Origin of the sequence: Lysobacter sp. Root690 (genome assembly GCF_001427785.1) — a bacterium.
Lineage (GTDB): Bacteria > Pseudomonadota > Gammaproteobacteria > Xanthomonadales > Xanthomonadaceae > Lysobacter.
On record NZ_LMHM01000013.1, the window covers coordinates 741,472 to 762,836 of the forward strand.

The 21,365-nt window shown below is 65.7% G+C and carries 22 protein-coding genes and 1 pseudogene; 10 read left to right on the top strand and 13 right to left on the bottom strand.

Annotated elements, in window-relative coordinates:
- The first annotated feature begins 78 nt into the window (after positions 1–78).
- Positions 79–423, top strand: a complete 345-nt coding sequence (locus ASD86_RS15215; RefSeq protein WP_056112048.1) for a hypothetical protein — start codon at positions 79–81, stop codon at positions 421–423.
- A 105-nt stretch (positions 424–528) separates the two neighbouring features.
- Here ASD86_RS15215 and ASD86_RS15220 read toward each other — a convergent pair whose 3' ends face one another.
- The 5 genes from ASD86_RS15220 to ASD86_RS15240 form a co-directional block, all read right to left on the bottom strand.
- Positions 529–831 carry a hypothetical protein gene (locus ASD86_RS15220; RefSeq protein WP_056112051.1) on the bottom strand — a complete coding sequence of 101 codons (303 nt, stop codon included), beginning with the start codon at positions 829–831 and terminating at the stop codon, positions 529–531.
- A 26-nt stretch (positions 832–857) separates the two neighbouring features.
- Positions 858–3,614 carry a zeta toxin family protein gene (locus ASD86_RS15225; protein WP_162253674.1) on the bottom strand — a complete coding sequence of 919 codons (2,757 nt, stop codon included), beginning with the start codon at positions 3,612–3,614 and terminating at the stop codon, positions 858–860.
- Between the two features lies 1 nt (position 3,615).
- Complete coding sequence (locus tag ASD86_RS26020) at positions 3,616–3,960, bottom strand: hypothetical protein (protein WP_235567768.1); 345 nt, start codon at positions 3,958–3,960, stop codon at positions 3,616–3,618.
- An 11-nt stretch (positions 3,961–3,971) separates the two neighbouring features.
- Positions 3,972–4,313, bottom strand: a complete 342-nt coding sequence (locus tag ASD86_RS15235; RefSeq protein WP_157476677.1) for a hypothetical protein — start codon at positions 4,311–4,313, stop codon at positions 3,972–3,974.
- Positions 4,314–4,520: 207 nt separating this feature from the next.
- Positions 4,521–4,856 carry a hypothetical protein gene (locus ASD86_RS15240; RefSeq protein WP_056112065.1) on the bottom strand — a complete coding sequence of 112 codons (336 nt, stop codon included), beginning with the start codon at positions 4,854–4,856 and terminating at the stop codon, positions 4,521–4,523.
- 273 nt (positions 4,857–5,129) lie between these two features.
- Between ASD86_RS15240 and ASD86_RS15245 the strand changes: the two genes are divergently transcribed.
- The 7 genes from ASD86_RS15245 (at position 5,130) to ASD86_RS15275 (ending at position 10,984) form a co-directional block, all read left to right on the top strand.
- Positions 5,130–5,615 (top strand): hypothetical protein, encoded by a 486-nt coding sequence (locus tag ASD86_RS15245; protein ID WP_157476679.1) that lies wholly within the window; start codon positions 5,130–5,132, stop codon positions 5,613–5,615.
- Positions 5,616–5,839: 224 nt separating this feature from the next.
- Positions 5,840–6,772 carry a tetratricopeptide repeat protein gene (locus tag ASD86_RS15250; RefSeq protein ID WP_056112071.1) on the top strand — a complete coding sequence of 311 codons (933 nt, stop codon included), beginning with the start codon at positions 5,840–5,842 and terminating at the stop codon, positions 6,770–6,772.
- Positions 6,773–6,836: 64 nt separating this feature from the next.
- Positions 6,837–7,244: a hypothetical protein gene (locus ASD86_RS15255; protein ID WP_157476681.1), complete on the top strand. Its 408-nt coding sequence runs from the start codon at positions 6,837–6,839 to the stop codon at positions 7,242–7,244.
- Between the two features lie 121 nt (positions 7,245–7,365).
- Positions 7,366–8,586 (top strand): hypothetical protein, encoded by a 1,221-nt coding sequence (locus ASD86_RS15260; RefSeq protein ID WP_056112077.1) that lies wholly within the window; start codon positions 7,366–7,368, stop codon positions 8,584–8,586.
- 43 nt (positions 8,587–8,629) lie between these two features.
- Complete coding sequence (locus ASD86_RS15265) at positions 8,630–9,301, top strand: PQQ-binding-like beta-propeller repeat protein (protein WP_056112815.1); 672 nt, start codon at positions 8,630–8,632, stop codon at positions 9,299–9,301.
- Between the two features lie 209 nt (positions 9,302–9,510).
- Entirely contained in the window at positions 9,511–10,296 is a 786-nt protein-coding gene (locus ASD86_RS15270) for a thioredoxin family protein (RefSeq protein ID WP_056112079.1), read from the top strand.
- Positions 10,297–10,324: 28 nt separating this feature from the next.
- Complete coding sequence (locus tag ASD86_RS15275; protein WP_082578374.1) at positions 10,325–10,984, top strand: hypothetical protein; 660 nt, start codon at positions 10,325–10,327, stop codon at positions 10,982–10,984.
- A gap of 133 nt (positions 10,985–11,117) precedes the next feature.
- Here the strand turns inward: ASD86_RS15275 and ASD86_RS15280 are convergent.
- Both ASD86_RS15280 and ASD86_RS15285 read right to left on the bottom strand, forming a co-directional pair.
- Positions 11,118–11,534: pseudogene (locus tag ASD86_RS15280) on the bottom strand (DUF1801 domain-containing protein); the annotation flags it as partial.
- An 84-nt stretch (positions 11,535–11,618) separates the two neighbouring features.
- Positions 11,619–12,179, bottom strand: a complete 561-nt coding sequence (locus tag ASD86_RS15285; RefSeq protein WP_082578376.1) for a DUF1801 domain-containing protein — start codon at positions 12,177–12,179, stop codon at positions 11,619–11,621.
- A 186-nt stretch (positions 12,180–12,365) separates the two neighbouring features.
- Here ASD86_RS15285 and ASD86_RS15290 point away from each other — a divergent pair, with 186 nt between their 5' ends.
- Entirely contained in the window at positions 12,366–12,812 is a 447-nt protein-coding gene (locus ASD86_RS15290) for a hypothetical protein (RefSeq protein WP_056112084.1), read from the top strand.
- Positions 12,813–12,855: 43 nt separating this feature from the next.
- A complete protein-coding gene (locus ASD86_RS15295; RefSeq protein WP_157476683.1) occupies positions 12,856–13,896 on the top strand; it encodes a hypothetical protein in 1,041 nt (346 codons plus the stop codon).
- 183 nt (positions 13,897–14,079) lie between these two features.
- Here ASD86_RS15295 and ASD86_RS15300 read toward each other — a convergent pair whose 3' ends face one another.
- The 6 genes from ASD86_RS15300 to ASD86_RS15325 form a co-directional block, all read right to left on the bottom strand.
- Positions 14,080–14,706, bottom strand: a complete 627-nt coding sequence (locus ASD86_RS15300) for a hypothetical protein (protein ID WP_056112089.1) — start codon at positions 14,704–14,706, stop codon at positions 14,080–14,082.
- A gap of 453 nt (positions 14,707–15,159) precedes the next feature.
- Positions 15,160–17,721, bottom strand: a complete 2,562-nt coding sequence (locus tag ASD86_RS15305; RefSeq protein ID WP_157476685.1) for an EAL domain-containing protein — start codon at positions 17,719–17,721, stop codon at positions 15,160–15,162.
- A complete protein-coding gene (locus ASD86_RS15310) occupies positions 17,718–18,617 on the bottom strand; it encodes a hydroxymethylglutaryl-CoA lyase (RefSeq protein ID WP_056112092.1) in 900 nt (299 codons plus the stop codon). The genes ASD86_RS15305 and ASD86_RS15310 overlap by 4 nt, the downstream gene beginning before the upstream one ends.
- Entirely contained in the window at positions 18,614–19,354 is a 741-nt protein-coding gene (locus ASD86_RS15315) for a hypothetical protein (RefSeq protein WP_157476687.1), read from the bottom strand. The genes ASD86_RS15310 and ASD86_RS15315 overlap by 4 nt, the downstream gene beginning before the upstream one ends.
- A 9-nt stretch (positions 19,355–19,363) precedes the next feature.
- Entirely contained in the window at positions 19,364–20,035 is a 672-nt protein-coding gene (locus ASD86_RS15320; protein WP_056112097.1) for a hypothetical protein, read from the bottom strand.
- 145 nt (positions 20,036–20,180) lie between these two features.
- Entirely contained in the window at positions 20,181–20,981 is an 801-nt protein-coding gene (locus ASD86_RS15325; protein WP_056112101.1) for a hypothetical protein, read from the bottom strand.
- Between the last annotated feature and the right edge of the window lie 384 nt (positions 20,982–21,365).

The following is a 21,365-nucleotide window of genomic DNA, read 5'->3' on the forward strand; positions in this document are numbered from 1 at the left end:
GGAGTAGCGGCGGCTCGATACGGCAAGCTAGTCGTTAGCAAGAAGCGGTTGATCTTTCCGCAACTGGAGTAAAATGCGATGAAAGTCCATTATCTCGAAATCGTAACCAACGAAGTCGACGCCGTATGCGCCGCTTACGCATCAACCCATGGCGTCCAATTCGGCGAACCCGACGCGAGCCTCGGCGACGCGCGCACCGCGCCGTTGGCGGGTGGCGGCTTCGTCGGCGTGCGCGCGCCGTTGCGCACGACCGAGGCGCCGGTGGTTCGGCCTTATTGGTTGGTGAAGGACATCGAGGCGGCTGTCGCTGCCGTGGTGGAGGCGGGCGGTCAGATCGCCGTTGAGCCCATGCTGATCCCCGGGCACGGAACCTTCGCCATTTACCTGCAGGGCGGCAACGATCACGGCGTGTGGCAGCTTTAGTCGAGGATGGATTCGTTCGTCAGTGACAGGGCGACGAATCTTTGAACTGACTTCGCGCAACGCGCGATTCAACTCGCGTACGAACCACCGCCGATCTGCTGTCTGCTACGGCTCAATCCGAACGCACTTGCCGAAGATCTCCGACGCCGCGATCCAGCCGTTGATGAAACCGCGGTTGTTGCCGATCTGAAATTCCCCGGCGTTGATCGCCTTCACCAGATGCAGGTAGTCGTTGCTGTCGACGCGGCACAGCACGATGTCGCCGACGCGGAGCGTGGCGGTATCGACCGGGACCACGGTGCACAGTTGCCCGGACTCGATCTTGCCGGTCATGGAGCCGCCGGTGGGACGAAACGTCACGGTCTCGCCGGCCTGCAGTCTGGCGATGTAGTTCTTGGCCCAGTCCACGATCGATCTCCTTCGGCTCGGCGTCGTTATCCCATCCTCTGGCCGCGTCCGTGCTCGGCTGCGGATTGGGTCTCTTGCGCCGCTGTCTGCGAGCGGGCTTGTTCCTGCTTCATTGCGTCCATCTGTTGCAGCGAGCGGTCGAGCGGCTGATTTAGTGCTTCGACTGTCGATACCCGGGCGACGGCGTTGCGCACGTCGGTCGGGTCCTGACCTTGCACGACGAAAACGAACGAGCCCGCGGCATGGTGCGTGCCCTGTCGGCTGAGTGCAACGTGGTCGGCCGAGTCGATGCCCTGGGCCTTGGCTGCGACGAACGCGCTCATCGCAAGGCGCTCGCTGCCGGCGTCCGGCGTTCGACCCAGTTGGGCGTCGATGCGATGCACGCCCTGTTCGATCTGCGTGTACAGGCGGTGGTCCGGGTGATCCGCGGCGCGCGGATCGGAGGGATGCCGTGCATTGGCGGGCGAGGGCGTAGCGGGCGTTGTGCGCGGCGCGGGAGATGGATCGTGGGACGGCTCGGAGGCGTCGCCAGTCGTGGTAGGGCCACGCTTCGCGGTTTGCGCGTATTGTATCTCTTCAGGCGTGGTCACCGCCGCGATCACATAGGTCTTGCCGTCGGTGTCCAGGCGCAGGCTCGCGATAGGGCTGTCCTGATCGTAGCGGCGGTCGGCGTTGGGCTGCAGTTGCAGGGCCGTGGTGTCCGGGTTTAATCCGTTCGCCGCCCAGGTGGTGCGAACCGCTGTCGCACTCGCCTCGATGCGTTCAGCGCTCGGCGAGACGCCGGCATTGGCATACGCGCCCATGACGGTATCGCGTAAACGGGCCTCAGGCGTGGTCGGCGGCGGCGCTTGCACCGCTTGCGGCGGGGGGAGTGTCGCGCGCAGGACTTCGCGGGTGGCGTTCAATTCCTCGCGCAGATTTCCGCTGGCGGTGGAGTCGTAGATCATGCCGTCGCTGACCCATTCGCCGTCGGCGCGGCGCTGGTAGCGGTTGTCGTCGGAGGCGACCAGGGTGTCCACGTTCGTGCGCGCATGGGTCACGGCATTGGGCATGGGGCCGTGGGCCGCCCAGCCATTACGTGCGTAGGCGTCTTCGTAACGCGCCGCGATGGCCGGCGGGCTGTTGGCGGCATTGTGCAGCACGGTATTGGCGGCGGCTTGATCCAGCTCCGCGGCGCGCTCCGGGCCGGCGGTCTCGATGCGCTTGGGGCTCATGCCGCGCTCGACGAACGCGATGACGACTTCGCGTCGCCATTCGTTGCTGTCGGCGTCACGGGTCCAGCTTGCCGGCGTGATGCTGGGTGTGTCGCTCGCGTTGGCGGATTGAACGAACGGGTCGCGCTGTTTCGGCGGGCCGCCGAGCACCAGTTCGGCCGAGATGCTGGTCGATTTGTAGTTGAGTTCGTTGGCCAGCGCGGGACTGGCTCGCAACTCACTGCGTGCCGGATTGTCGATGCGGTCGTCGCTGGCATCGACCGGCGCCGTTCGCCGCCAGCCGCGATCGGGTTGGTCCGGGTCGTAGTTCCAGGTATTGCCTTGTCCGTCGTCCTGGCGATAGATGCGGCGGTCGTCGGTCCACTGCGCGATCTTGTCGCCTGCGAACACGCCCACGACTCCGCCGATGGCGCCGGTGACCAGCAATCCCGGGCCGGTCTCGACGCCGGCAATAGCGCCGGCCGTCACGCCCAGACCGGCGCCCGCGAAGCCGCCGACGGTGCGGCTGCCGAAATGGATCAGCTCGGAGGCGGCCGCGGTGTCGTTGCCTTCGCCTCGCAGACGATTACTGGTTCGAAGGGTGTCGGCCGCGTCGTAGGCATCGAGCGCCAGACCGGCGATGCCGAGGACCTTGCCTGCATGGATGCGCGTGGGCCGAACCCGGGTGGCATGGTCCACATCCAGCGCCTGCGCCGCGGTGCTGTCGACACGTTCCACAACGCGGTTCGCGCTGCGCTCGACCAGCAGATTCTCGCCGGTGGCCCGGTCGACCTTCGGGTGGGTGGGCAACTTCTCGGGCAGTTCCTGATGCCAGCTCTGCTGTTCTTGCCATGCGTCGCGGAGCGCGCGGGTCAGCACCGGGCCTTTCAGTCGAGCTTCGCGGGCTTGTTCCAGCGCGGCGCCCGGCAACTGTGTGCTGGTGCGACTGTCATAGAGTTCGACGCCTTCGCGATTGAAGATCCGGATGGGTGCGTCGGTCTGCGTGTGAACCGTGTCCAGACTGGCGGGCAGCTTGTCGTATATGGCGTCGCGGGCGCCTTCGGGGACGTGGCGGCCGAAGCCGTCTCTATCTAGTTTATGTGTGAATCGGCGGTCGACGCCTAGTTCGCTTTCTAGCCGATGTGCAGCAATTGCACGTACTTCAACCTCGTAGCCCTTACTTTGCAGGTCCTTAATCAGTTCGGATGTCCATTGACCGTTGCTGAGCGTTGTATCGAAGATCAGGTTTTTCTTGGCCGAGACGGTTGCATCCAGTAGTTCATCCGCCCATTGACTTGCATCAGCGTGTGTCCGTCCTGACCACGTGTACGGCGTTTCGCGGCGAAATTCCGTAACGTGGGGGTGTGCGTCACGAAGATTGTCTGGGTCGATGACAATCGCATCGTTTCGCAACTCGCCGCGAACGGTTTCAACGAGTCCGCCTTTCCCTGCTCCGGGCTGGCCACCTAGAATTACGGCCTTGGGATGATTGAGGGATGTCTTGGAGGCAAGATTCGCATCGACAAGAATTTTTTCTTGGAAGGTTTGAGCATGTTCTTGCTCAGAAATCTTGGCATCGGTCGTGTTCACATCACATCCCTGTGTATTGCTGAAAGTACGCCCGCAAGTCATGGAGATCCGACATTCCTCCGTTAACGGAATGCGCCCGGAACATCAGGACATCCTTAGCTTTCGCCTTTTCAATCGCTTCAGCATTTCCACTGGCTTCGGCTATTTTTAATTCTTCGCGCGCTTCGGAGATAAAGCTCCCTAAAGTGCCTTCAAGCGACCAGATGGCGCCATCAAATGGCATCACCCGAAAAGGGGCGCGGATGTAATCGTTTAGAGATTCTTGCAGTCGCTCGAGATGATCTGGATAGTCTTTTAGAAGTTCACGCAACCTTGGTGGAATCGGTGGCAAAGATGGCATGGGCATTCCCGTGTCTTTTAATTGGTAGGTGTGCGAGCGTCAAAATATTCTGCCAGTTCGCCGAGGTCGTATTGCGACACCAAGCAGGCATGTAGCATCAAGATTTCTTTTTCTTCCGCTCGTGCGATGTCTTGATCATCTCCGGATGCCTTGGCTTGCTTGAGTTCCTTGCGCGCTTCTGAAACGAAAGTGTCGAGCCTTCCTTCAAGCGCCCAGATGGCCCCATCAAACGGCATGACACGAAAAGGCTTTTTGGCGTAGTCACTCAAGGCTTCTTGTAGGCGTCGAATGTGATTTGGGTAGTCTATGAGAAGTTCGCGGATTCCCTGCGGAACTGGGGGTGTCGGCAAGGTGGGCATTCTCGTGTAGTCCTTATGAGCCCGTAAGTTGGCGTGTTTTCCAACGATATGATAGCGCTGGTAGCGCGTACCAGCATTGAGCAAGGGGTTAGGTTAAGAGCGCTCTAGCGGGGCCGTGGATTGGGTATGTCTTTCAGGTGCTTTCGGTGTCTGAGCTGAATGACGAGTCATTCGCGATGCCCCGGGCGCCGAGTGTGTTTCGTCCGCTCATCCTGAGTTCCATGCATCGAAGTAAGTTCGAAGTTCGGACAATAGGCCCATGTCGGCTCGTGCCGAACCAAAGGCGGATCTCTTTGCCCTAGCTAGTGCGATAGCTTCCGGGTCACCGTCGGTCTCGGCATTTCCTATCTCTTGATGCGCTTCGGCTATGAAGGTCTCCAGACTGCCCTCGAGCACCCATATCGCGCCATCGAATGGCATAAGCCGAAACGGCTTTTGGACGTAGCTGTTTAAGGCTTCCTGCAGGCGCTGGATATGGTCCGGGTAGTCCTTGAGCAGTTCGCGCAGTCCCTGCGGAACCGGTGGAGGAGGCAAGGTGGGCATTCCCGTTTCTTCCTTTGAGTGCTCGGATCGACCTGGTCCTTGGGTGTGAGGATAACGTCGGCCGAACGAGACGAGGGGAAGCAATTGATTCGGTTTGACGCAAACAATCATTGTGTGCGAACAAATGTGATTCCGCTGCCGTGTATGGCACAAGCGTTGGGCCGCGGTGTCTGCGCAATCTATCGAGCACCGGAATGAGCGAGCAGTCCGACCGGTTTAGGAGTCTGACTGGCGCCGCCCAAGTCACTCCGTTACTTTCCCGGTATCGGCTCGATGGAGCGCAACCTCAGGACGCATGGCGATATGGAGGTTCCGGAGCATTTGTGGCGGCATCCCACGGCCGCGGCGCTTGAACGGCTTGCCGCTCGGTTCGGATTCGTCGCCGATCCCTCGATGCAGGATCCCGAGGCCGAGTGGGCGGACAGCGGGCGAATCGATGAGTTTCTAGCGGTCTACGAGGCGGGCGAACTCGGTGAGGATGAGCGCTTCCTGCTGATGACGGTGGTGCTGAATTCGTTCGAGTTCGCCGATCGTGCGCTGGCGCATTGGCCGCAATGGCCGCGAACGCTGCATCTGCTGGAACGCGATATCGCGATTCATATCCACTCGGTGCTGTATTTCGCCGGTCCCGGCGGCGGCGAGCGCAACTGGCGCATCGGGCCGGATCTTTGGGCCATCGCCGCGCGGCATGCGGCCGCATTCGGGTATGTTTTGTCTTTCCAGGATGAATCGTCGTGTTTGCCACCTGATCGTTCTTGAATCCACTCATTGGAGGAGTGATGTCAAATCCCACGCGTGGCCATTGCCTGAGCGTCGCCGTTTCGGTTTTGCTGCTGTGGGTTGCCGCCGATGTGTCGGCGCGCCCCGGTATGGAAGAAGGCCGGGCTTCTTCGGCTACAGCTTCGGCGTCGGCCGGGAAGCAGGCATCCATTTTTCCCGATGCGACACGCAAGGCGCCGGCACCGTCGGCGTCTTCTCCGCAGATGACCGCGAAGCTGCAGGCCTTGCGCGATGAGTTCAAGCGCACGGACGGGCTGCGCCGGGCCGATCTGTACCCCAAGCTGCGCGCATCGGCCGATGCGATCCTGGCGGATCGATCGATCAGCGCCTATGAGCGCGCGGTCGCCAACATGGTCGGCGGTTTCGCGGCCGATCGTGTGGACGACCCTGCGGTGATCGACTATCTGACCCGCGCGGTCGATGCCGATGCGCTGGACAACGACGATCATTTTCAATCGATGCTGATGTTGGCGCAGGCCTTGTCCAAGCGCGATCCGGCCAAGGCATTGACCCTGCTGGAACGGTTCGAGTCGCAGACGCGCACGCACGATCCCACCGTGTTGCTGATCAAGGGCAATGTCCTCAATGTGCTGGGGCGCTATCCGCAGTCGATCGTGGCGATCAAGCAGGCCATCGCGGGGTTTGGCGCGAAGGACCGCGACAAGAAGCGCGGCGGCGAAATCATGTTGGCGTCGGTGTACATGAGCGCTGGGCAGATCGGCGAGGCGGACAAGCTGATCGATGCGATGCTCGCCGATCCGGCGCAAGACAGCGAAGGCATGGCCTTGCTGGTGATGGCCTATCTGAAGACGGGCAAGGCCCAGGCGAAGGCGGTCGCGCTGGGCGACAAGGTGCTGGCCAGGAACCCGGGCAACCCGCATGTGCGGCTGGCGCTCGGACAGATCTATCTGCGCGGGCAGCTGGTCGACAATGCGATCGCGCTGCTGGATGAGTTGAATGCGGCGGGTCAACTCGACGACAACGGCCGCTATGCCTTGCTGGTCGTGGCCATGGATGTCTTCAAAGGGCCGTCGGCGCAGGCCGCGAAATTCGCCGACGCCTTGCTCGCCACGAATCCGGGCGACGCGGGGCTCAAGGCCCGAATCGTCGAGTTCGGCAAAGCCAGCCGGCCGTGATTCGGGCTTGACCGGCGCTGCGCTTGCCTGTGCACTTGCGGCCATCCACTTACAGAGCAATCGCGTGAAACGACTCGTACTGGCTTTGTCCTTATTGCTCGCCACGCACGCCGCGATGGCCGGGCAGACGCGCTGTTCCAGCGACGGGTACGGCAGGACCGATTGCCGCAACAGCGACGGCACGACCACGCGCGCGCGGTCCGATGGGTATGGCAACACCACCTATCGCCGCAGCGACGGCACCAGCACCCGCGCGAGCGCCGATGGGTATGGCAACACCTATCTGCGTCACAGCGACGGCTCGGTCACGCGCGGCCGTTCCGACGGGTACGGCAACACCACCTATCGCCACAGCGACGGCACGACCACGCGCGCGACCACCGATGCTTACGGCAACACGACTTATCGCCATAGCGACGGCAGCACCCGGCGATGCCATACGGACGCTTACGGCAACACCAGTTGCCGTTGAGCGGTAGAGCGGCTCGGGGCAGGGACCTTCTTTAGGCCCTGCATTCGCGCGGCGCCCCTAGGAGCATGAGCAGGGCGCCGAATCGTAAGCCCGGCGGCGCGACGCGCAGTAGACTGTCGCGATGGACTCCCTGATCGCCGCCGCCGGGCGCGCACTGGCCGTCGGCGATGCGCTCGGCGCCCTAGACCGTGTCGCGCTGCGCGACGACCCGCCGGCGCTCGCCTTGCGCGGGATCGCGATGGCCCAGTTGGGCGAGTACCCGCGCGCCCGCGAGTTGTTGCGCCGCGCCGCGCGCGGTTTCGGCGCGCGCGAAGCCTTGGCTCGCGCGCGTTGCCTCGTCGCCGAGGCGGAAGTGGCGCTGGCCATGCGCGACCTGGGCGGCTCGCCGCGATCGCTCGCGGAGGCCGCGGCTGTGCTGGAAGCGCGCAACGATCGCGCCAATGCCCTGCAGGCGCGTCTGATCGCGGTGCGCCGGCAGCTTCTGCTCGGCCGTCTCGACGAGGCCGCGGTTTCGTTGGCCGGACTGGATGCATCGGGCCTGCCGCCTTCGTTGGCGGCCGTGGCCGAGTTGGCGGCCGCCGAGCTGGCGTTGCGCTCGCTACGCACGGCGGTGGCGCGGGCGGCATTGGAGCGCGCGCTCGATGCGGCGCAACGCGCGCGCGTGCCGGCCTTGATCGCCGAAGTCGCCGAGGCGCGGGCGGCGCTCGTTCGCAGCGCCGCGCGCACCATTCACGCCGGCCATGAGCAGCCGCTGCGGCTGGATCAGGTCGAAGCATTGCTGGCGTCGGATGCGCTGGTGGTGGATGCCTGCCGGCGTGGCCTGCGCGCTGGCGATCGTTCGCAGTCGTTGGCGCGGCGGCCGGTGTTGTTCGCATTGCTGTGCGCGCTTGCGGAAGGCTGGCCCGGCGATGTCGAGCGCAATGGTCTCATCGCCCGCGTGTTCCGGACCAAGCATCCCGACGAAACCCACCGCGCGCGTCTGCGGGTCGAGATCGGCCGGCTGCGCGCCTTGATCGCGCCGTTGGCGGCGGTCGAGGCGACCGCGGGCGGTTTCGAACTGGTCCCGCGCGACAGCCGCGCCGTGGTCGTGCTGATGCCGCCGATCGACGGCGATCAGGCCGCGCTGCTGGCCTTGCTCGGCGATGGCGCGGCCTGGTCGACCTCGGCGTTGGCGCTGGCCCTGGGCGACAGCCAGCGCACGGTCCAGCGGGCCTTGGTCGAACTGGAGGCGGCCGCGCAGGTGCGCTCGATCGGCCATGCGCGCGCGCAACGTTGGCTGGCGCCGCCGCTGGTGGGATTCACGACGATCTTGTTACTCCCGGCCGCGCTGCCGCCTGAGTAGATTGGCCTCACGGCGCCGCCATGAGCGCCCCAGGAGACGGATGATGAGCAGCAACGACAGCACCACTCGGCAAGTCCCGACCCGCGCGGCCGAAATCGTGCGCGAATACGGCCCGTTCGAGGGCGCCGAACGGATTCACGGCGTCACCCACGACGGCGAGCGGGTGTGGGCCGCGACCGAAGCGAACGTGCTCGCGTTCGATCCCGACAGCGGCCAGGTCGTGCGCAAGCTCGATTGCGCCGCGCATGCCGGCACCGCGTTCGACGGCACCCATCTGTATCAGATCGCCGAGACGCGCATCGACAAGATCGATCCGGCGACCGGCGCGGTGGTCGCGTCGATTCCCGCGCCGGGTAATGGCGGCGATTCCGGCCTGACCTGGGCCGAGGGCAGCCTGTGGGTGGGGCAGTACCGCGATCGCAAGATCCATCGGATCGATCCGGCCACCGGCGCGATCCTGCGCACGATCGAATCCAATCGCTTCGTCACCGGCGTGACCTGGGTCGACGGCGAGCTGTGGCACGCGACCTGGGACGGCGACGACAACGAACTGCGCCGCATCGATCCGGCCAACGGCGACGTGCTCGAACGCCTGGAATTGCCGCACGGCATCGGCGTCAGCGGGCTCGAATCCGACGGCGCGGATCTGTTCTATTGCGGCGGCGGTTCCAGCGGCAAGGTCCGCGCGGTGCGCCGGCCGAAATCGGCGGCGTAATTCCCGCCGAAGCGATGCGCCGCCAGCGCCACGGCGGCCCATCGCGGCGAATGCGCTGACGCGCGATTCGTCGACGACCCAGCCGCAATTACTCAGCGGCTTTCCAACTGTCCTATTCATCCGGTCGATCGACCGGAGACGGCGAAGCCTTGCCCGCGATTGGGCGTGCCGCCCCCCCAATGAAGGCCCGTCGGGCCGAGGAGCACCGCATGAACACCGCGATAGCCGCAACGAACATCGTCGATCACCCGATCGTGTCCAGGGAGCAATGGCTCGCCGCACGCATGAGCCTGCTGGCGCGCGAAAAGGAACTGACCCGTCTGCAGGACGAAATCGCGCGCGAGCGCCGCGCGCTGCCGTGGGTCCGGGTCGAGAAGGATTACGTCTTCGAAGCCCTCGATGGGCCGCGTCGCCTCGCCGACCTGTTCGACGGACGCAGCCAGTTGCTGGTGCAGCACTTCATGTTCGCACCGGGCTGGGAGCAGGGCTGCAAGAGCTGCTCGTACATGGCCGATCACAACGACGGGGCGAATCTTCATCTCGCCCAGCGCGATGTCACCTTGCTCGCGGTCTCGCGCGCGCCGCTGGCCGATATCGAACGTTTTCGTCGGCGCATGGGCTGGCGCTTCCCGTGGGTGTCCTCGCACGGCAGCGATTTCAATCGCGATTTCGGCGTGAGCTTCAGCCAGGACGAGTTGTCCAGCGGCAAGGTCGACTACAACTACGCGCGCCAGCCGTTTCCGCACGAAGAGGCGCCGGGTATCAGCGTGTTCCATCGCGACGAAACCGGCGCGGTCTTCCACACCTATTCGCGTTACGGCCGCGGGGTGGAAGTGATGATGCACGCCTATGCGCTGCTGGAACTCACGCCGAAGGGGCGCGACGAGGACGGGCTGGATTATCCGATGGCGTGGGTGCGCCATCACGATCGTTACGAACCGGCCGCGACCGTGAGCACGGTGCCGACGACGGCTGCGTGTTGCTCGAAGGCTTGAACCTGCGACGCCCGGGCGAGGACGGATCATGGACATGGTATGGGCATGGCTGACCATCGCCGGGCTCGGCGCCGCGCATGGCGCGAGCCCGGCGAACGGCTGGATGTTCGCCGCCGCCTGTGGTGTGCGGGCGCGCGACGAGGCTCAGGCGCGACGCGCGTTGCTGCCGATTGCGACCGGGCATGCGGCATCGGTCGCGATCGTGGTCTGCGCCGTCGCCCAGGGCATGTTGATGGATCGCGCATGGGTGCAGGGTCTGGCCGGCGCCTTGCTGATCGGCGTGGCGATCCATCGTGGGCTGCGTGGCGCCGAGGCGAGTGCGACATGCTCGGCGCTTGCCGGTCGATTTCGCATTCGCGCATCGACCGGCCATGTCGGGATCGCGCTGTGGTCGTGCCTGATGGCCACCGTGCACGGCGCCGGCCTGATGCTGGTGCCGGCGCTGGTGCCGATCTGCATGAGCGGCACGCCGGCGCGGGAAATCACCGCGTCGGGTTCGATCGTGCTCGGATTGGCCGCCGTCGGTGTGCATCTGGCGGCCATGCTGGTCACGACCGGCGCCATCGCAACCGGCGTGTGTCGCGGCATCGCGCTGCGTCCGGGCTGGATGAGCGGGCGCATGCCCGCTCGCGCATGGACGGCCGCGCAGGCCGTCACCGGTGTGGTGTTGATGCTGCGAGCGGGCTAGGCGGCCCGCGCGCCGCGGGTCACTCGCCCTTGGTTTTTTTCGCGACTTTCTTAACGACTTTCTTCGCGACTTTCTTCGTAACTTTCTTCGTAACTTTCTTTGCGACTTTGTTCGTGGCGCCGGCAGGGCGGGGTTTGGCGCGTGCCGCGGTATTGAGCGCCACCGCGGCCCGGATCAGCGTCTTCAAGGCTTTTTCGTTGAGCTTGTCGCCTTCGTGGACATCGATGGCGCGGCGGGTATTGCCGTCCAGGCTGGAGTTGAACAGGCCGGCCGGATCGTCCAGCGACGCGCCCTTGGCGAAGGTCATCTTCACCGCGGCCTTGTAGGTCTCGCCGGTGCACACGATGCCGTCGTGCGACCACACCGGAACCCCTCGCCATTTCACTTCCTCGAGCACATCGGGGTCGGCCTGCTTGATCAGCATCCGGATGCGCGCGAGCGTCTCGCCGCGCCAATCGCCCAGCTCCTGGATTTTCGCGTCTATCTGTGCGGACGCGGAGGTGTTCGCGCTTGCGTCCGCGGCCGTGTCGAGCGTGGTCGTTTTCTTCATGGCGATGGCTTCGTCTGCAGAGGTGTGCGGGGCGATGGGATGGTCCGGCGCGCACATGCTACGCATGCGTCCGGCCGGGGCGGCTCACATTTTCTCACCGGGGAGGCGCCGGGCCTGCTTCACCCAGGCGATGAACTGGGCTTCGTCGATCGGCTCGTCTTCGCGCACGTTGAGGTAGCGCGTGTGCGGCGTCCGGGATTCGCCCGGCGGCACGGGGTCGAGCGAAGCGCCGCGAAAAAAGGCGACTTTCACGTAGTGGTTGAAGGTATGCATGCTGAGGAACCAGCCTTCGCCTTCGATGCCGTACAGCGGCGAGTTCCACTTGACCGCCTTGTAGACCTCGGGAACGGCCCGTTCGACCAAGGTATCGATCTGGCGGCCGATGGCGCTTTTCCAGCCGGGCATCGCCGCGATGTAGGCCTGCACGGGGGCGTCGCCGTAGGCTTTTGCTATCTGCGGATTGCCGCCGGACAGCAGGCGCGGCGTGGCGGTGTTGGCGGGTTGCGGTTTCGCTGCCGTCTTGCGCGGTTTGGGCGTCGTGGCGGCGGTTTTCTTCGCGACTTTCTTGCTGGCTTTCTTCGCGGCTTTTTTTGCGGCGGGCTTGCTTGCGGTCTTCGCTGGCGGTTTCGATGTCTTGCCGGGCATGGTGTGTGCTCCAACGGACAGGTCCCTGTGCGGGCGATGATACCGATTTGGTCGGTGAATGCGCCGCGGGATGCGGATGGCGCGGTGGGCGGGGTTGCGATGTCGCGGCTTGCGCCGCTCCTACAGGGGGCTGTACGGGATCGTCGCAATCGGGATACTTGTCGCCGGGCTCAGGGAGAGGCAGGCATGAAGTACGTTCTGGCATGGCTGGTGATGGGGTTCGCGACGGCGGCGTCGGCGACGTCGGTTCCGCAGATGCCGCTCGAGGACATGGTTCGCCTGGCCGATCACGTGGTGGTCGCCAACGTGACTCGCGTCGATATGGTCGATAGGCGCGGGCGCGCGGTGACCGATCCGCAGGCGCGTACCGGTCCGGGTTTGAAGAATCAGATCCGGTTCCATCTGCGGGTCAAGCAAGTGCTGTTTTCGCGGGCCGGCGCGGTGCCGCCGACGTTGACGGTGCCGCTGTGGACGATGTGGCATTACCAACTGGGCGATATGCAGGAGGTCGTGAGCGAGGAGGACAGCGTTTTCCTGCTCAAGGGCGACGGTTACGAACCCGCGTATCGCAACGGGTTCCAGCGTTCGCTGGACGAAAGGGAACAGATCGAGCAGTTGCTGGCGCCTCGATAAGAATCGATGCGGGTCTGCGCCCGCTTACGGAACAAGCGCGATCATGAGTGTGTACTGGAAGGACATCGAAACCGATGCGGGCCGTTGGTTCGGTCTGGCGCTGGAATGCCGCGAGGACGACGGCGGTCATCGCAAGCCGGCGTTGCGTCTGGAGAGCGGTCACAACGCCCGCATTCGTCTGGTGCAGGATCGGGCGGGCGGCGGCGAGCCGGTGACGCGCTTGTGGGCCACGCCGCTCGGCAATTATTACGGGGTTCTTTTGTTGCGCAGCGATGCGCCAGTGGAGCCGCCGGTACCTGCCTCGGCGCTGGATTCGGCGGTCGTCGAACGGCATGCGGCATTGCCGGAGCCGCAGCGGCTGGCGAGTTGGAGCCGCGTGTTCACGCAGGCGCTGAGCGACGGGCCCGCTTCGTTTCTGCATGCGGGCATGTGGATGTTCATCGGAGTGCGTCCGCGCGCGGACACCTGGAAGTTCGAGGCCGGAAAGCTGCGTCTGAATCATTGGAACTGGCCGGTCAACGGCGTGCGCGACGCATTGCGCGACGATCCGGTGCTGTTCATCGATTGGGGCGGTCAATATCCCATCGATCAGGTGTTGAACCTGCGCGCGCCGTCGTCGTCCGACGACGGCCGGGTCAAATGGTGGCGCAAGAAGGCTCGCGAAGGCGCGCTGCCACCGATTGTGTTGTGGCGGCTCGACTGTCTGCAGGCGTATGTGATCGTCGATGGTCATGATCGTCTGCAGGCGGCGTTGCTGGAAGATCGCCCGCCCGATTTCCTGGTGGCGTGTTCCGCCTACGAGCACCCGGTCGAGCGCGATCCGGTGTCCCAGCAGGCGATGATGGCGTCGCTGCAACGGCATGCGAGCGAGGTGGCCGCCAATATGCCCGGCCGCAAGGCCATTGCGACCGACTCGCTTAACTCCACGCTGATCTCCGCGTTCGACGACCGGCCCATCGTGATGCCGCGGACCTATGCCTGGGCGAGCCGGCGGCCCGAGTCGGAATGGCTGGCCGAGGTCGAAGCGCGGCTTGCGGCACTGGGGCGCAGCGAATTGTTTTGGGAGTTCGAAGCGCGCCGCTGAGCGGTTGCTGTCGGCGTTGCGCCGGCCGAGTGAAGCGCACAGCCGACGGTGCGCGTTCTCGCGCGCACCGTCGGTCCAAGCCAAGCACGCAATCGTTCCTGCTGGCCCGCGTACCCGGACAGCATCCATGCATGCCGCGCTAACGCCGCACTCGCCGATCGCATCGCATCGCGCGGCATCGCATCAGAATGCGATCCACGGCCTCGCCGCGCTGCCCGCGGCTTCATTACCGGGAACGCAGTAGTGGGTGATGTAGGCCATCGGAATCACGGTGAGGAAGGCCGCTTCCACGCCCGGATCGACCGGGCCGCCGGAAATTCCGAACAGGTTCGAGGTGGCCAGGGTGGCGCCGTCGAAGAACACATTGGCCTTGGTCGCCGAGGCCAGTTGAGTGTCGGCGTTGACCGGCGTCACCGCGCCCTGGCCCAGGGCCTGGACGTTGAGGTTGAACGTCATCTGATAGATATAGCCGGTCGAATAACCGCCCGCGTCGATGGTGGTGTCGGTCGACAGGTGGATGGTGCGGCGGGTCTTTTCGGACTTGATGTCGCGCAGCACGTCGATGAGGCTGACGTTCGGCGTGGCCAACAGCGCCTGCAGGCCGGTCTGGTCGGCCGGTGGCGGCAGCGCGGGGACCGGTCCGCGCGGCGGCAGGCAGCGGTTGATGACTTCGCGTCCGGTCGCCAGCGGCGTGACCACCCACGGTTGAAAGCCACCGGCGCCGCGAATGCTGTTGGCCGCGGTGGGGGCCTGGGTGGGGTCGAGCGGATCCGGTGGCCGCGAATCGCCGCGGTACAAAGTGATGGGCATGCTGGAACTCCTGATGGCTGCGGTGCCCCGCAATGCGCGGGGCTTGGGTGCGGATGCGCAACGAGTCGTTGCGAGCGGCTTGGACGAAGCGTGTGCGCGGCCACGGCGTCGCCGATCGCGTCGATCGCACGCGCATTCGTGTCATGCACGACAGTTCAAACGTCGCGATCGCGACGTCGTGAAGTGGGTTGAACGAACTGGGCTCGCTGTCGGAGGATCGCGTTCAATCGCGTTCGATGAGGGCCGGCGCCGACCGCCGGACTCACGACCGCAGGCGCAACTACGCGCCGAAGGTTTTCGCGTCGTCTGGGCGCAATACCGCTATAGATGATCGGCGCCGCATGCGCATCGGTGAATGCGATGGTCGGTCATGTCGGCGCAGGCGAGGATCGCGTCCTTGCCGATGACCGATGCTGAGGCATCAGCCTATGGCGCGATCGCCGCCCAGCGCGATCAGAGCAGCTTCTGCGCCCGGCAGTAATCGCGCAGGTCGTCCGGCGCCAGCCCCGGCGCGAACAGGAAGCCCTGGCCGATCAGCACGCCGAGTTCGCGCAGGAACGCGCGCTGGCGTTCGGTTTCCACGCCCTCGGCGACCATGCCCAGGCCCAGGCTGCGGGCGATGCCGGTGACGGCCTGGCAGACCGCGACGTCGGACTGGTTGTCGGGCACGCCCTGCACGAACAACTGGCTGAGCTTGAGCCCGTGGATCGGCAAACGGCGCAGATAATTCAGGGCGCTGTAGCCTTCGCCGAAATCGTCGATCGACAGGTTGACCCCGAGTTCGCGCAAGCGGGTAAAGGTGCGCACGGTGTCGGGCGCGTCCTCGATCAAGACCCGCTCGGTGAATTCCAGTTCCAGCGCGCTGCCGGGCAGGCCGTATTCGGCCAATGCGGCGCCGACGTTGTTGGCCAGGTCGTCGCCGAGGAACTGGCGGTAGGACACGTTGACCGCGACGCGCTCGATATGCAGGCCTTCGTCGCGCCACGCGCGCAACTGCCGGCAGGCTTCGTGCAGGACCCAGCCGCCGATGCCGACGATGTCGCCAGTGGTTTCGGCATGGTCGATGAAACGGTCCGGGCGCATTTCGCCGAGCGAGCGGTTGCGCCAGCGGATCAGCGCTTCGATCGCCACCACCCGGCCGTCGCTGAGATCGACCTGCGGTTGATAGACCAGATGGAATTCGTCGTTGTGGACCGCGCGGCGCAGATGGGTTTCCAGTTGCAGGCGGTGCAGTTGCTGTTCGGCCAGTTCCGGGGTGAACGCCTGCCAGCTGTTGCGGCCGCGGCGCTTGCTGTCGTACATCGCGACGTCGGCGCTCTGGATCAGCTGCTGCGCGGTGCGGCCGTCGAGCGGCGCCTGGGCGATGCCGATGCTGGCGGTGATGCTGAATTCCTCGCCGTCGACGCGGAAGCTGTCGCCGAAGATCTCCAGGATCGCGTCGGCGAGGCGTTCGCCGCGCAGCGGATCGTCGTCGAGCGAGCACACCAGCAGGAATTCGTCGCCGCCGAAACGCGCGATCAGCGCCTGATCGCCGGCGGCCAGGCGGATGCGGCGCGCGGCCGAGGCCAGCAGGCGGTCGCCGGCGGCGTGGCCGAGCACGTCGTTGACCACCTTGAAGCGGTCCAGGTCGATGTACAGCACCGCCAGCGGCGAGTGCGGGTAGATGTCCAGGCGGCGTTCGAGTTCGGCCTGGACCGCGTCGCGGTTGAGCAGGCCGGTGAGCGGATCGCTGCGCGCCTGGATGCGCAGTTGTTCTTCTTCGTGCTTGCGTTCGGTGATGTCCTGCAGGGTGCCGGTGAGCACCTGCCGGACCGGATCGGCGGCGCTGGCGTCGCCGATCGCGCGGACCCAGAAACCGCCGCCGTCGGACCGCGTGCCCTGCAGTTCCATGTCGATGCCGCGGCCGCCGGCGAGGGTGCGTTCGAGCGCGTTGCGCAGGCGGTGGCGATCGAGCGGCAGCAGGCATTCGAGCAGGTCGTCGATCTGCTCCGGCTCGGCCTCGCGGCCGATGATCCGCGCGGCTTCGAAGGTCAGGTACAGGCGATCGCGGCCGGCGTCCCATTCCCAGCCGCCGATGTGGGCCAGGGCCTGGGCGCGGTCGAACAGGGCGCTGTCGCGCTTGAGCGCGGTAACGTTGGAGAACAGCGCGAACACCTGATGCGGACGGTCGCCGCCGGGCGGGAACTGCGGCACCGCGGTGACCGCGAGCCAGATCAATTCGCGACGTTCGCGGTGATACAGCCCCAGCACGGTGCTGTCGACCACGCGGCCGGTGGCCAGCGCGATCTGCGAGGGGTATTGGTCGGTGGCCAGTTCGTGGCCGCGTTCGTCGACCAGCAGCCAGTCGCCCGAGCTGAGTTCGTCGGCGATGCTCATGCCGCTGTGCAGCGACAGCAGGCGCATCGCCGCGCTGTTGGCGTAGATGATCCGCAGCGAGTGGTCCTGCACGATCACGCCGCGATCGATCGACTCGACCAGTTCGCGGAAACGCAGTTCGGTGTCGGCGCGGCTGCTGAGGTCGCGCGCGACCGCGATGATCCGGCGCTGGCCCTCGTGCTCGAAGCCGGCCGAATGCACTTCGACCGGGAAGCGGGTGCCGTCGCCGCGCTTGTTGGTGACCTCGATGATGTAGCTCTCGCCACGGTTCAAGGTTTCCCACACCGGCGCCAGGTGTTCGCGCGGCAGTTCGGGATTGAGCACGTGGATCGGCTGACCGACGATTTCCTCGCGTATGCGCCGATGCGCGCGGGTGCCTTCGCGATTGATCTCGATCACCGTGCCGACTTCGTCGAGCACGGTGACCAGGTCGGGAATCGCGTCGAAGGCGGCGCGGTACAGCGAGCCGTCGCTGCGGCGCAGCGCGTCGATCGCCTCCGACAAAGTCGCGCGCAGGCTGTCGCTCAGATCGGGTTCGTCGAGTGCGCGTCGCAGCGCGTCGATGGTGGCGTCCGTCGTGTCCGTCGCCGCCGCAGGGGCGGGCGGGATCGGGCGATCGGCGGGCGCGTCGGCGTTCACGCGGCCGCCAGCGCCTTGCCGACCTTGCTGCCGGTCTCGCGTCCGAGCAGGCCGGCGAGCCAGCGGCCGGTGTCGGCCAGTGCGTTCAAGTCCACGCCGGTCTCGATGCCCAGGCCGTGCAGCATGTACACCACGTCCTCGCTGGCGACGTTGCCGCTGGCGCCCTTGGCGTAGGGACAGCCGCCGGTGCCGGACACGGCCGAATCGACCACCGCCACGCCTTCTTCCAGGCAGGCGAGGATGTTCGACAGCGCCTGGCCGTAGGTGTCGTGGAAATGCACCGCCAGCGCCGCGACCGGCACTTCTGAGGCGACCGCCTTGAACATCGCGCGCGCCTTGCCCGGCGTGCCCACGCCGATGGTGTCGCCGAGCGACACCTCGTAGCAGCCCATCGCGTGCAGCGCCTTGGCCACCCGCACCACGTCGCTGACCGGCACTTCGCCCTGGTAAGGACAGCCCAGCACGGTGGAGACATAACCGCGCACCGCCACGCCGTCGGCCTTGGCACGTGCCATGACCGGTGCGAACCGCGCCAATGATTCGTCGATGCTGGCGTTGATGTTGGTGCGGTTGAACGCTTCGGACGCCGCGGTGAACACCGCGATCTCTTCGACCCCGACCGCGCGCGCTCGCTCGTAGCCTTGTTCGTTGGGCACCAGCACCGGGTAATGCACGCCGGGCCGGCGCGCGATGCCGGCGAAGACTTCGGCCGCATCCGCCAGTTGCGGCACCCACTTGGGGCTGACGAAACTCGTCGCCTCGATGCTGCGCAGCCCGGTCGCCGACAGACGGTCGATCAACGCGATCTTGTCGGCGGTGGCGATCTGCGATTTCTCGTTCTGCAGTCCGTCGCGCGGACCGACTTCGACGATGCGTACGGAAGCGGGTTGGGTCATCTGGAATCCTTGCTTTCAGAGGCAGCGCTTGCAGGAGCTGTGCTTGCAGAGGCAGCGCGTTGCAGCACGATCGCCTCCTTCTCGGTGTCGTACAGCACCGCGCCGTGTTGGGTCAGCGCGGTGCGGATGTCCTGCGCCGATCCTTCGATCAGCGCGAATTTCTCGTCGAGTTTACGCCCGCTCAAGGTGCCGGCCGCTATCGCCTCCAACGCGCGTTGCGAGTCCGGAAGCCAGGCCCGGGCCCGGCCATCGTCGATACGGTACAGGATCAGGAACACCGAACCGGCCGGCGAGCCCTTGATCAACGCATCGCCGGGCGCACCGATCGCGCGCTGGGCGACGGACGGCGGCATGACGATGTAGCGGTCGCGGCCCAGGACGAAGCCGGTCAGGTCCAGCGCCATGGTCTGCTCGCCCATGTTCGGCCAGTCTTCGGTGTGGCAGCGCGCGTCGATGCGGATGGTCTTGGCGACGCCCTCGGCCTTGAGCTGCCAGGTGCCGGGCAGGTCGGGGTCGCAGGCAAGTTCGTCGACCGGGGCGCGTTCGAAGGCGACGCAGCCGCTCAGCGTGGCCAGCGCCACGGCGAGCGCGGCGCGCAGCAGGCGGGTGCGTGGCCGCCCAGGCCCGCGCGCGAGTCCAGCTGGGCCGCGGTAGCCCAAGCGAGGGCCGGACGCCGGAACGCGAGGATCGGCGAGGCCGGGGGCGGCGCTGGAGAGGCGGGGATCCGGCAGGGTCATGGCAGCCTCTCAGCGCGCAGCAGGGGATATACGTTTGAAACGATAAACCGTGTCGCCATCGGGCAGGGAGAAAAGCTGCGGATTGGCACGCAATAGCTGGCGAATCTGCTTGGCATCGCCGGTGAGCCAGTCCGGGCGATCGGCCTCGGCGACCGGGGTCTCGGCGTTGCGTTCTTGAACGATGCGCTTGAGCTGATCCGGATTGCCCACATCGACGCTCAGCGAGTCGGGGCCGGCTTGGTAGCGCAGCAGGCTGACCACGTTCGGGTAGTCCTTCGCGGCCTGGTTTCTGGCCGCTTCCGCCTCGCCCTTGCCGCCGGCCAGCAGCATCCAGACATCGGCGAAGTCCAGCCCCAGATAACGATGGCCGTCGGCTTTGTACACGCGCAACTCGATCTGGCGCGGTTCGAATTTCGCCGGCAGGTAGGCGCGGCACTGCGCATCGATGCGCAGGCGGCGTTCGTCGTCGACGGTGAAATCGGTGTCCTCGTCGGCGCGCGTGGACGAGCCGAGGATGCCTTCGCCCTTGACCAGCCCCCACTCGCCGACCAGGGCCGGATCGCAGGCCATCGCGGCCGACGGCGGATGTTCGACCATCAGGCAGCCGGACAGCGAGGCGGACAGGACGATGGCCGCGGCTAACGCGCGCAAACCGGCGATCGGGTGGAAGTGGGCAGGCATTGGGGAAGTCTCCGTAAACAGATGGCGACTGGCGACATGCATTCAAGCCGTATCGCGGTCGTAAACAGGGGATGCGGCGTTGCGCGGATCGTTGCGATCGCGCCGACCGGTTGGGTGGGCGCGCTACGGATTCGCGTTCGCTGCGTTAACGGTTCGCGCGCGGCGCCGGCTTCGTAGTCGCCTTGCGCGGCGGCGCAGGCGAGGCCTTACCGTCGCGTCGCAGAATGACGCCCGGCGTGGCGAAGAACAGATCCTTGCGCGAGGCCAGCAAGGCATCGACCTGCTGGCTGCTGCCTTTCACCGAGGCGGCGATCTGCGGCTCGTCATCGTTCGCCTTCTTTTCGCGCAGCAACGCGTCCAGTTGTGCGGCCGAGGCGATCTTGCCGTCTTCGATTCCGAACTCGGTGTTCTCAATGCTGCCGGGTAGCGTTCCCGCGGCGATCAGGCGCGCCACGCGCAAGGTGTCGACGCTGTGGATGGCGATTCTGTCCGGAGCGACGACATAGCGCAGGATCGTGTAACGCCCTTGTTGCGCTGTGTTGTCGTCCGTTGAGTCGTTATCCGGCATGCCCTGGCACGAAGCCGGTTGAGTCGCGAGCGTGGCCCGGGTCGCGACGATGTACCCGCCGGCGGCATCGGGCAAGTATGAAAAACGATAGCCGACCAGATCTTCGGGACACTCGCCGGTCTTGCGCAGGATCAATCCGCAATCCTTGGGCAGGATGCTCATGCGCTCGGTGTCTTCATGCCCGCGCCTGGGCTCCAGCGCGCCGTGTTCCGTCCATTCGCCGCTGAGCCATTGGCCGACCAGACGCGGATCGCACGCGACCTGGGTGCCGCTAGGCGGCGATTCGAACGTGGTGGTGCTGCATCCGCTCAGCAGGGCCAGCGCGAGGCCGGCGGCGAACAGTTTTCGTACCTGCGACGACAGCGTGCAAAAACGCATGGGACGTCCCTCCATAGAACACACAGACCAGGGGCCGCCGAAGATTCGGCGGCCGAGGAATCCGGCGCTCCCAGCCGGGATTGAAGCGTTTGCGCGGCCATTATTCGGCGCGGATGGGGGTGGTGGTCAAGCGGGTGGGGTTCGGCCGGTTCCACAAGGCCTTCGGCTCCTTGTTTCCGTCACGGCCGTTATCCATTCGTTTCCTTCAAGCCGTCATTCCCGCGAAGGCGGGAATCTAGAGACTTTAGCGCCATCGTTCAGGCCGTCATTCCCGCGAAGGCGGGAATCCAGAGACTTCAGCGAGTTCTCTCCAGGTCGTCATTCCCGCGAAAGCGGGAATCCAGCGACTTCAAAGGTTCTCGCACGAAAGGCACTGGATTCCCG

Excerpts from the sequence above, each read along its gene's own strand:
- ASD86_RS15310 (WP_056112092.1), bottom strand. The coding sequence starts at position 18,617 with ATGACCCAACCCGCTTCCGTACGCATCGTCGAAGTCGGTCCGCGCGAC.
- ASD86_RS15325 (WP_056112101.1), bottom strand. The coding sequence starts at position 20,981 with ATGCGTTTTTGCACGCTGTCGTCGCAGGTACGAAAACTGTTCGCCGCC.
- ASD86_RS15245 (WP_157476679.1), top strand. The coding sequence starts at position 5,130 with ATGGAGCGCAACCTCAGGACGCATGGCGATATGGAGGTTCCGGAGCAT.
- ASD86_RS15265 (WP_056112815.1), top strand. The coding sequence starts at position 8,630 with ATGAGCAGCAACGACAGCACCACTCGGCAAGTCCCGACCCGCGCGGCC.
- ASD86_RS15235 (WP_157476677.1), bottom strand. The coding sequence starts at position 4,313 with ATGCCCACCTTGCCGACACCCCCAGTTCCGCAGGGAATCCGCGAACTT.
- ASD86_RS15250 (WP_056112071.1), top strand. The coding sequence starts at position 5,840 with ATGACCGCGAAGCTGCAGGCCTTGCGCGATGAGTTCAAGCGCACGGAC.
- ASD86_RS15290 (WP_056112084.1), top strand. The coding sequence starts at position 12,366 with ATGAAGTACGTTCTGGCATGGCTGGTGATGGGGTTCGCGACGGCGGCG.
- ASD86_RS15270 (WP_056112079.1), top strand. The coding sequence starts at position 9,511 with ATGAACACCGCGATAGCCGCAACGAACATCGTCGATCACCCGATCGTG.
- ASD86_RS15215 (WP_056112048.1), top strand. The coding sequence starts at position 79 with ATGAAAGTCCATTATCTCGAAATCGTAACCAACGAAGTCGACGCCGTA.
- ASD86_RS15300 (WP_056112089.1), bottom strand. The coding sequence starts at position 14,706 with ATGCCCATCACTTTGTACCGCGGCGATTCGCGGCCACCGGATCCGCTC.
- ASD86_RS15285 (WP_082578376.1), bottom strand. The coding sequence starts at position 12,179 with ATGCCCGGCAAGACATCGAAACCGCCAGCGAAGACCGCAAGCAAGCCC.
- ASD86_RS15320 (WP_056112097.1), bottom strand. The coding sequence starts at position 20,035 with ATGCCTGCCCACTTCCACCCGATCGCCGGTTTGCGCGCGTTAGCCGCG.
- ASD86_RS15275 (WP_082578374.1), top strand. The coding sequence starts at position 10,325 with ATGGACATGGTATGGGCATGGCTGACCATCGCCGGGCTCGGCGCCGCG.
- ASD86_RS26020 (WP_235567768.1), bottom strand. The coding sequence starts at position 3,960 with ATGCCCATGCCATCTTTGCCACCGATTCCACCAAGGTTGCGTGAACTT.
- ASD86_RS15240 (WP_056112065.1), bottom strand. The coding sequence starts at position 4,856 with ATGCCCACCTTGCCTCCTCCACCGGTTCCGCAGGGACTGCGCGAACTG.
- ASD86_RS15295 (WP_157476683.1), top strand. The coding sequence starts at position 12,856 with ATGAGTGTGTACTGGAAGGACATCGAAACCGATGCGGGCCGTTGGTTC.
- ASD86_RS15315 (WP_157476687.1), bottom strand. The coding sequence starts at position 19,354 with ATGACCCTGCCGGATCCCCGCCTCTCCAGCGCCGCCCCCGGCCTCGCC.
- ASD86_RS15260 (WP_056112077.1), top strand. The coding sequence starts at position 7,366 with ATGGACTCCCTGATCGCCGCCGCCGGGCGCGCACTGGCCGTCGGCGAT.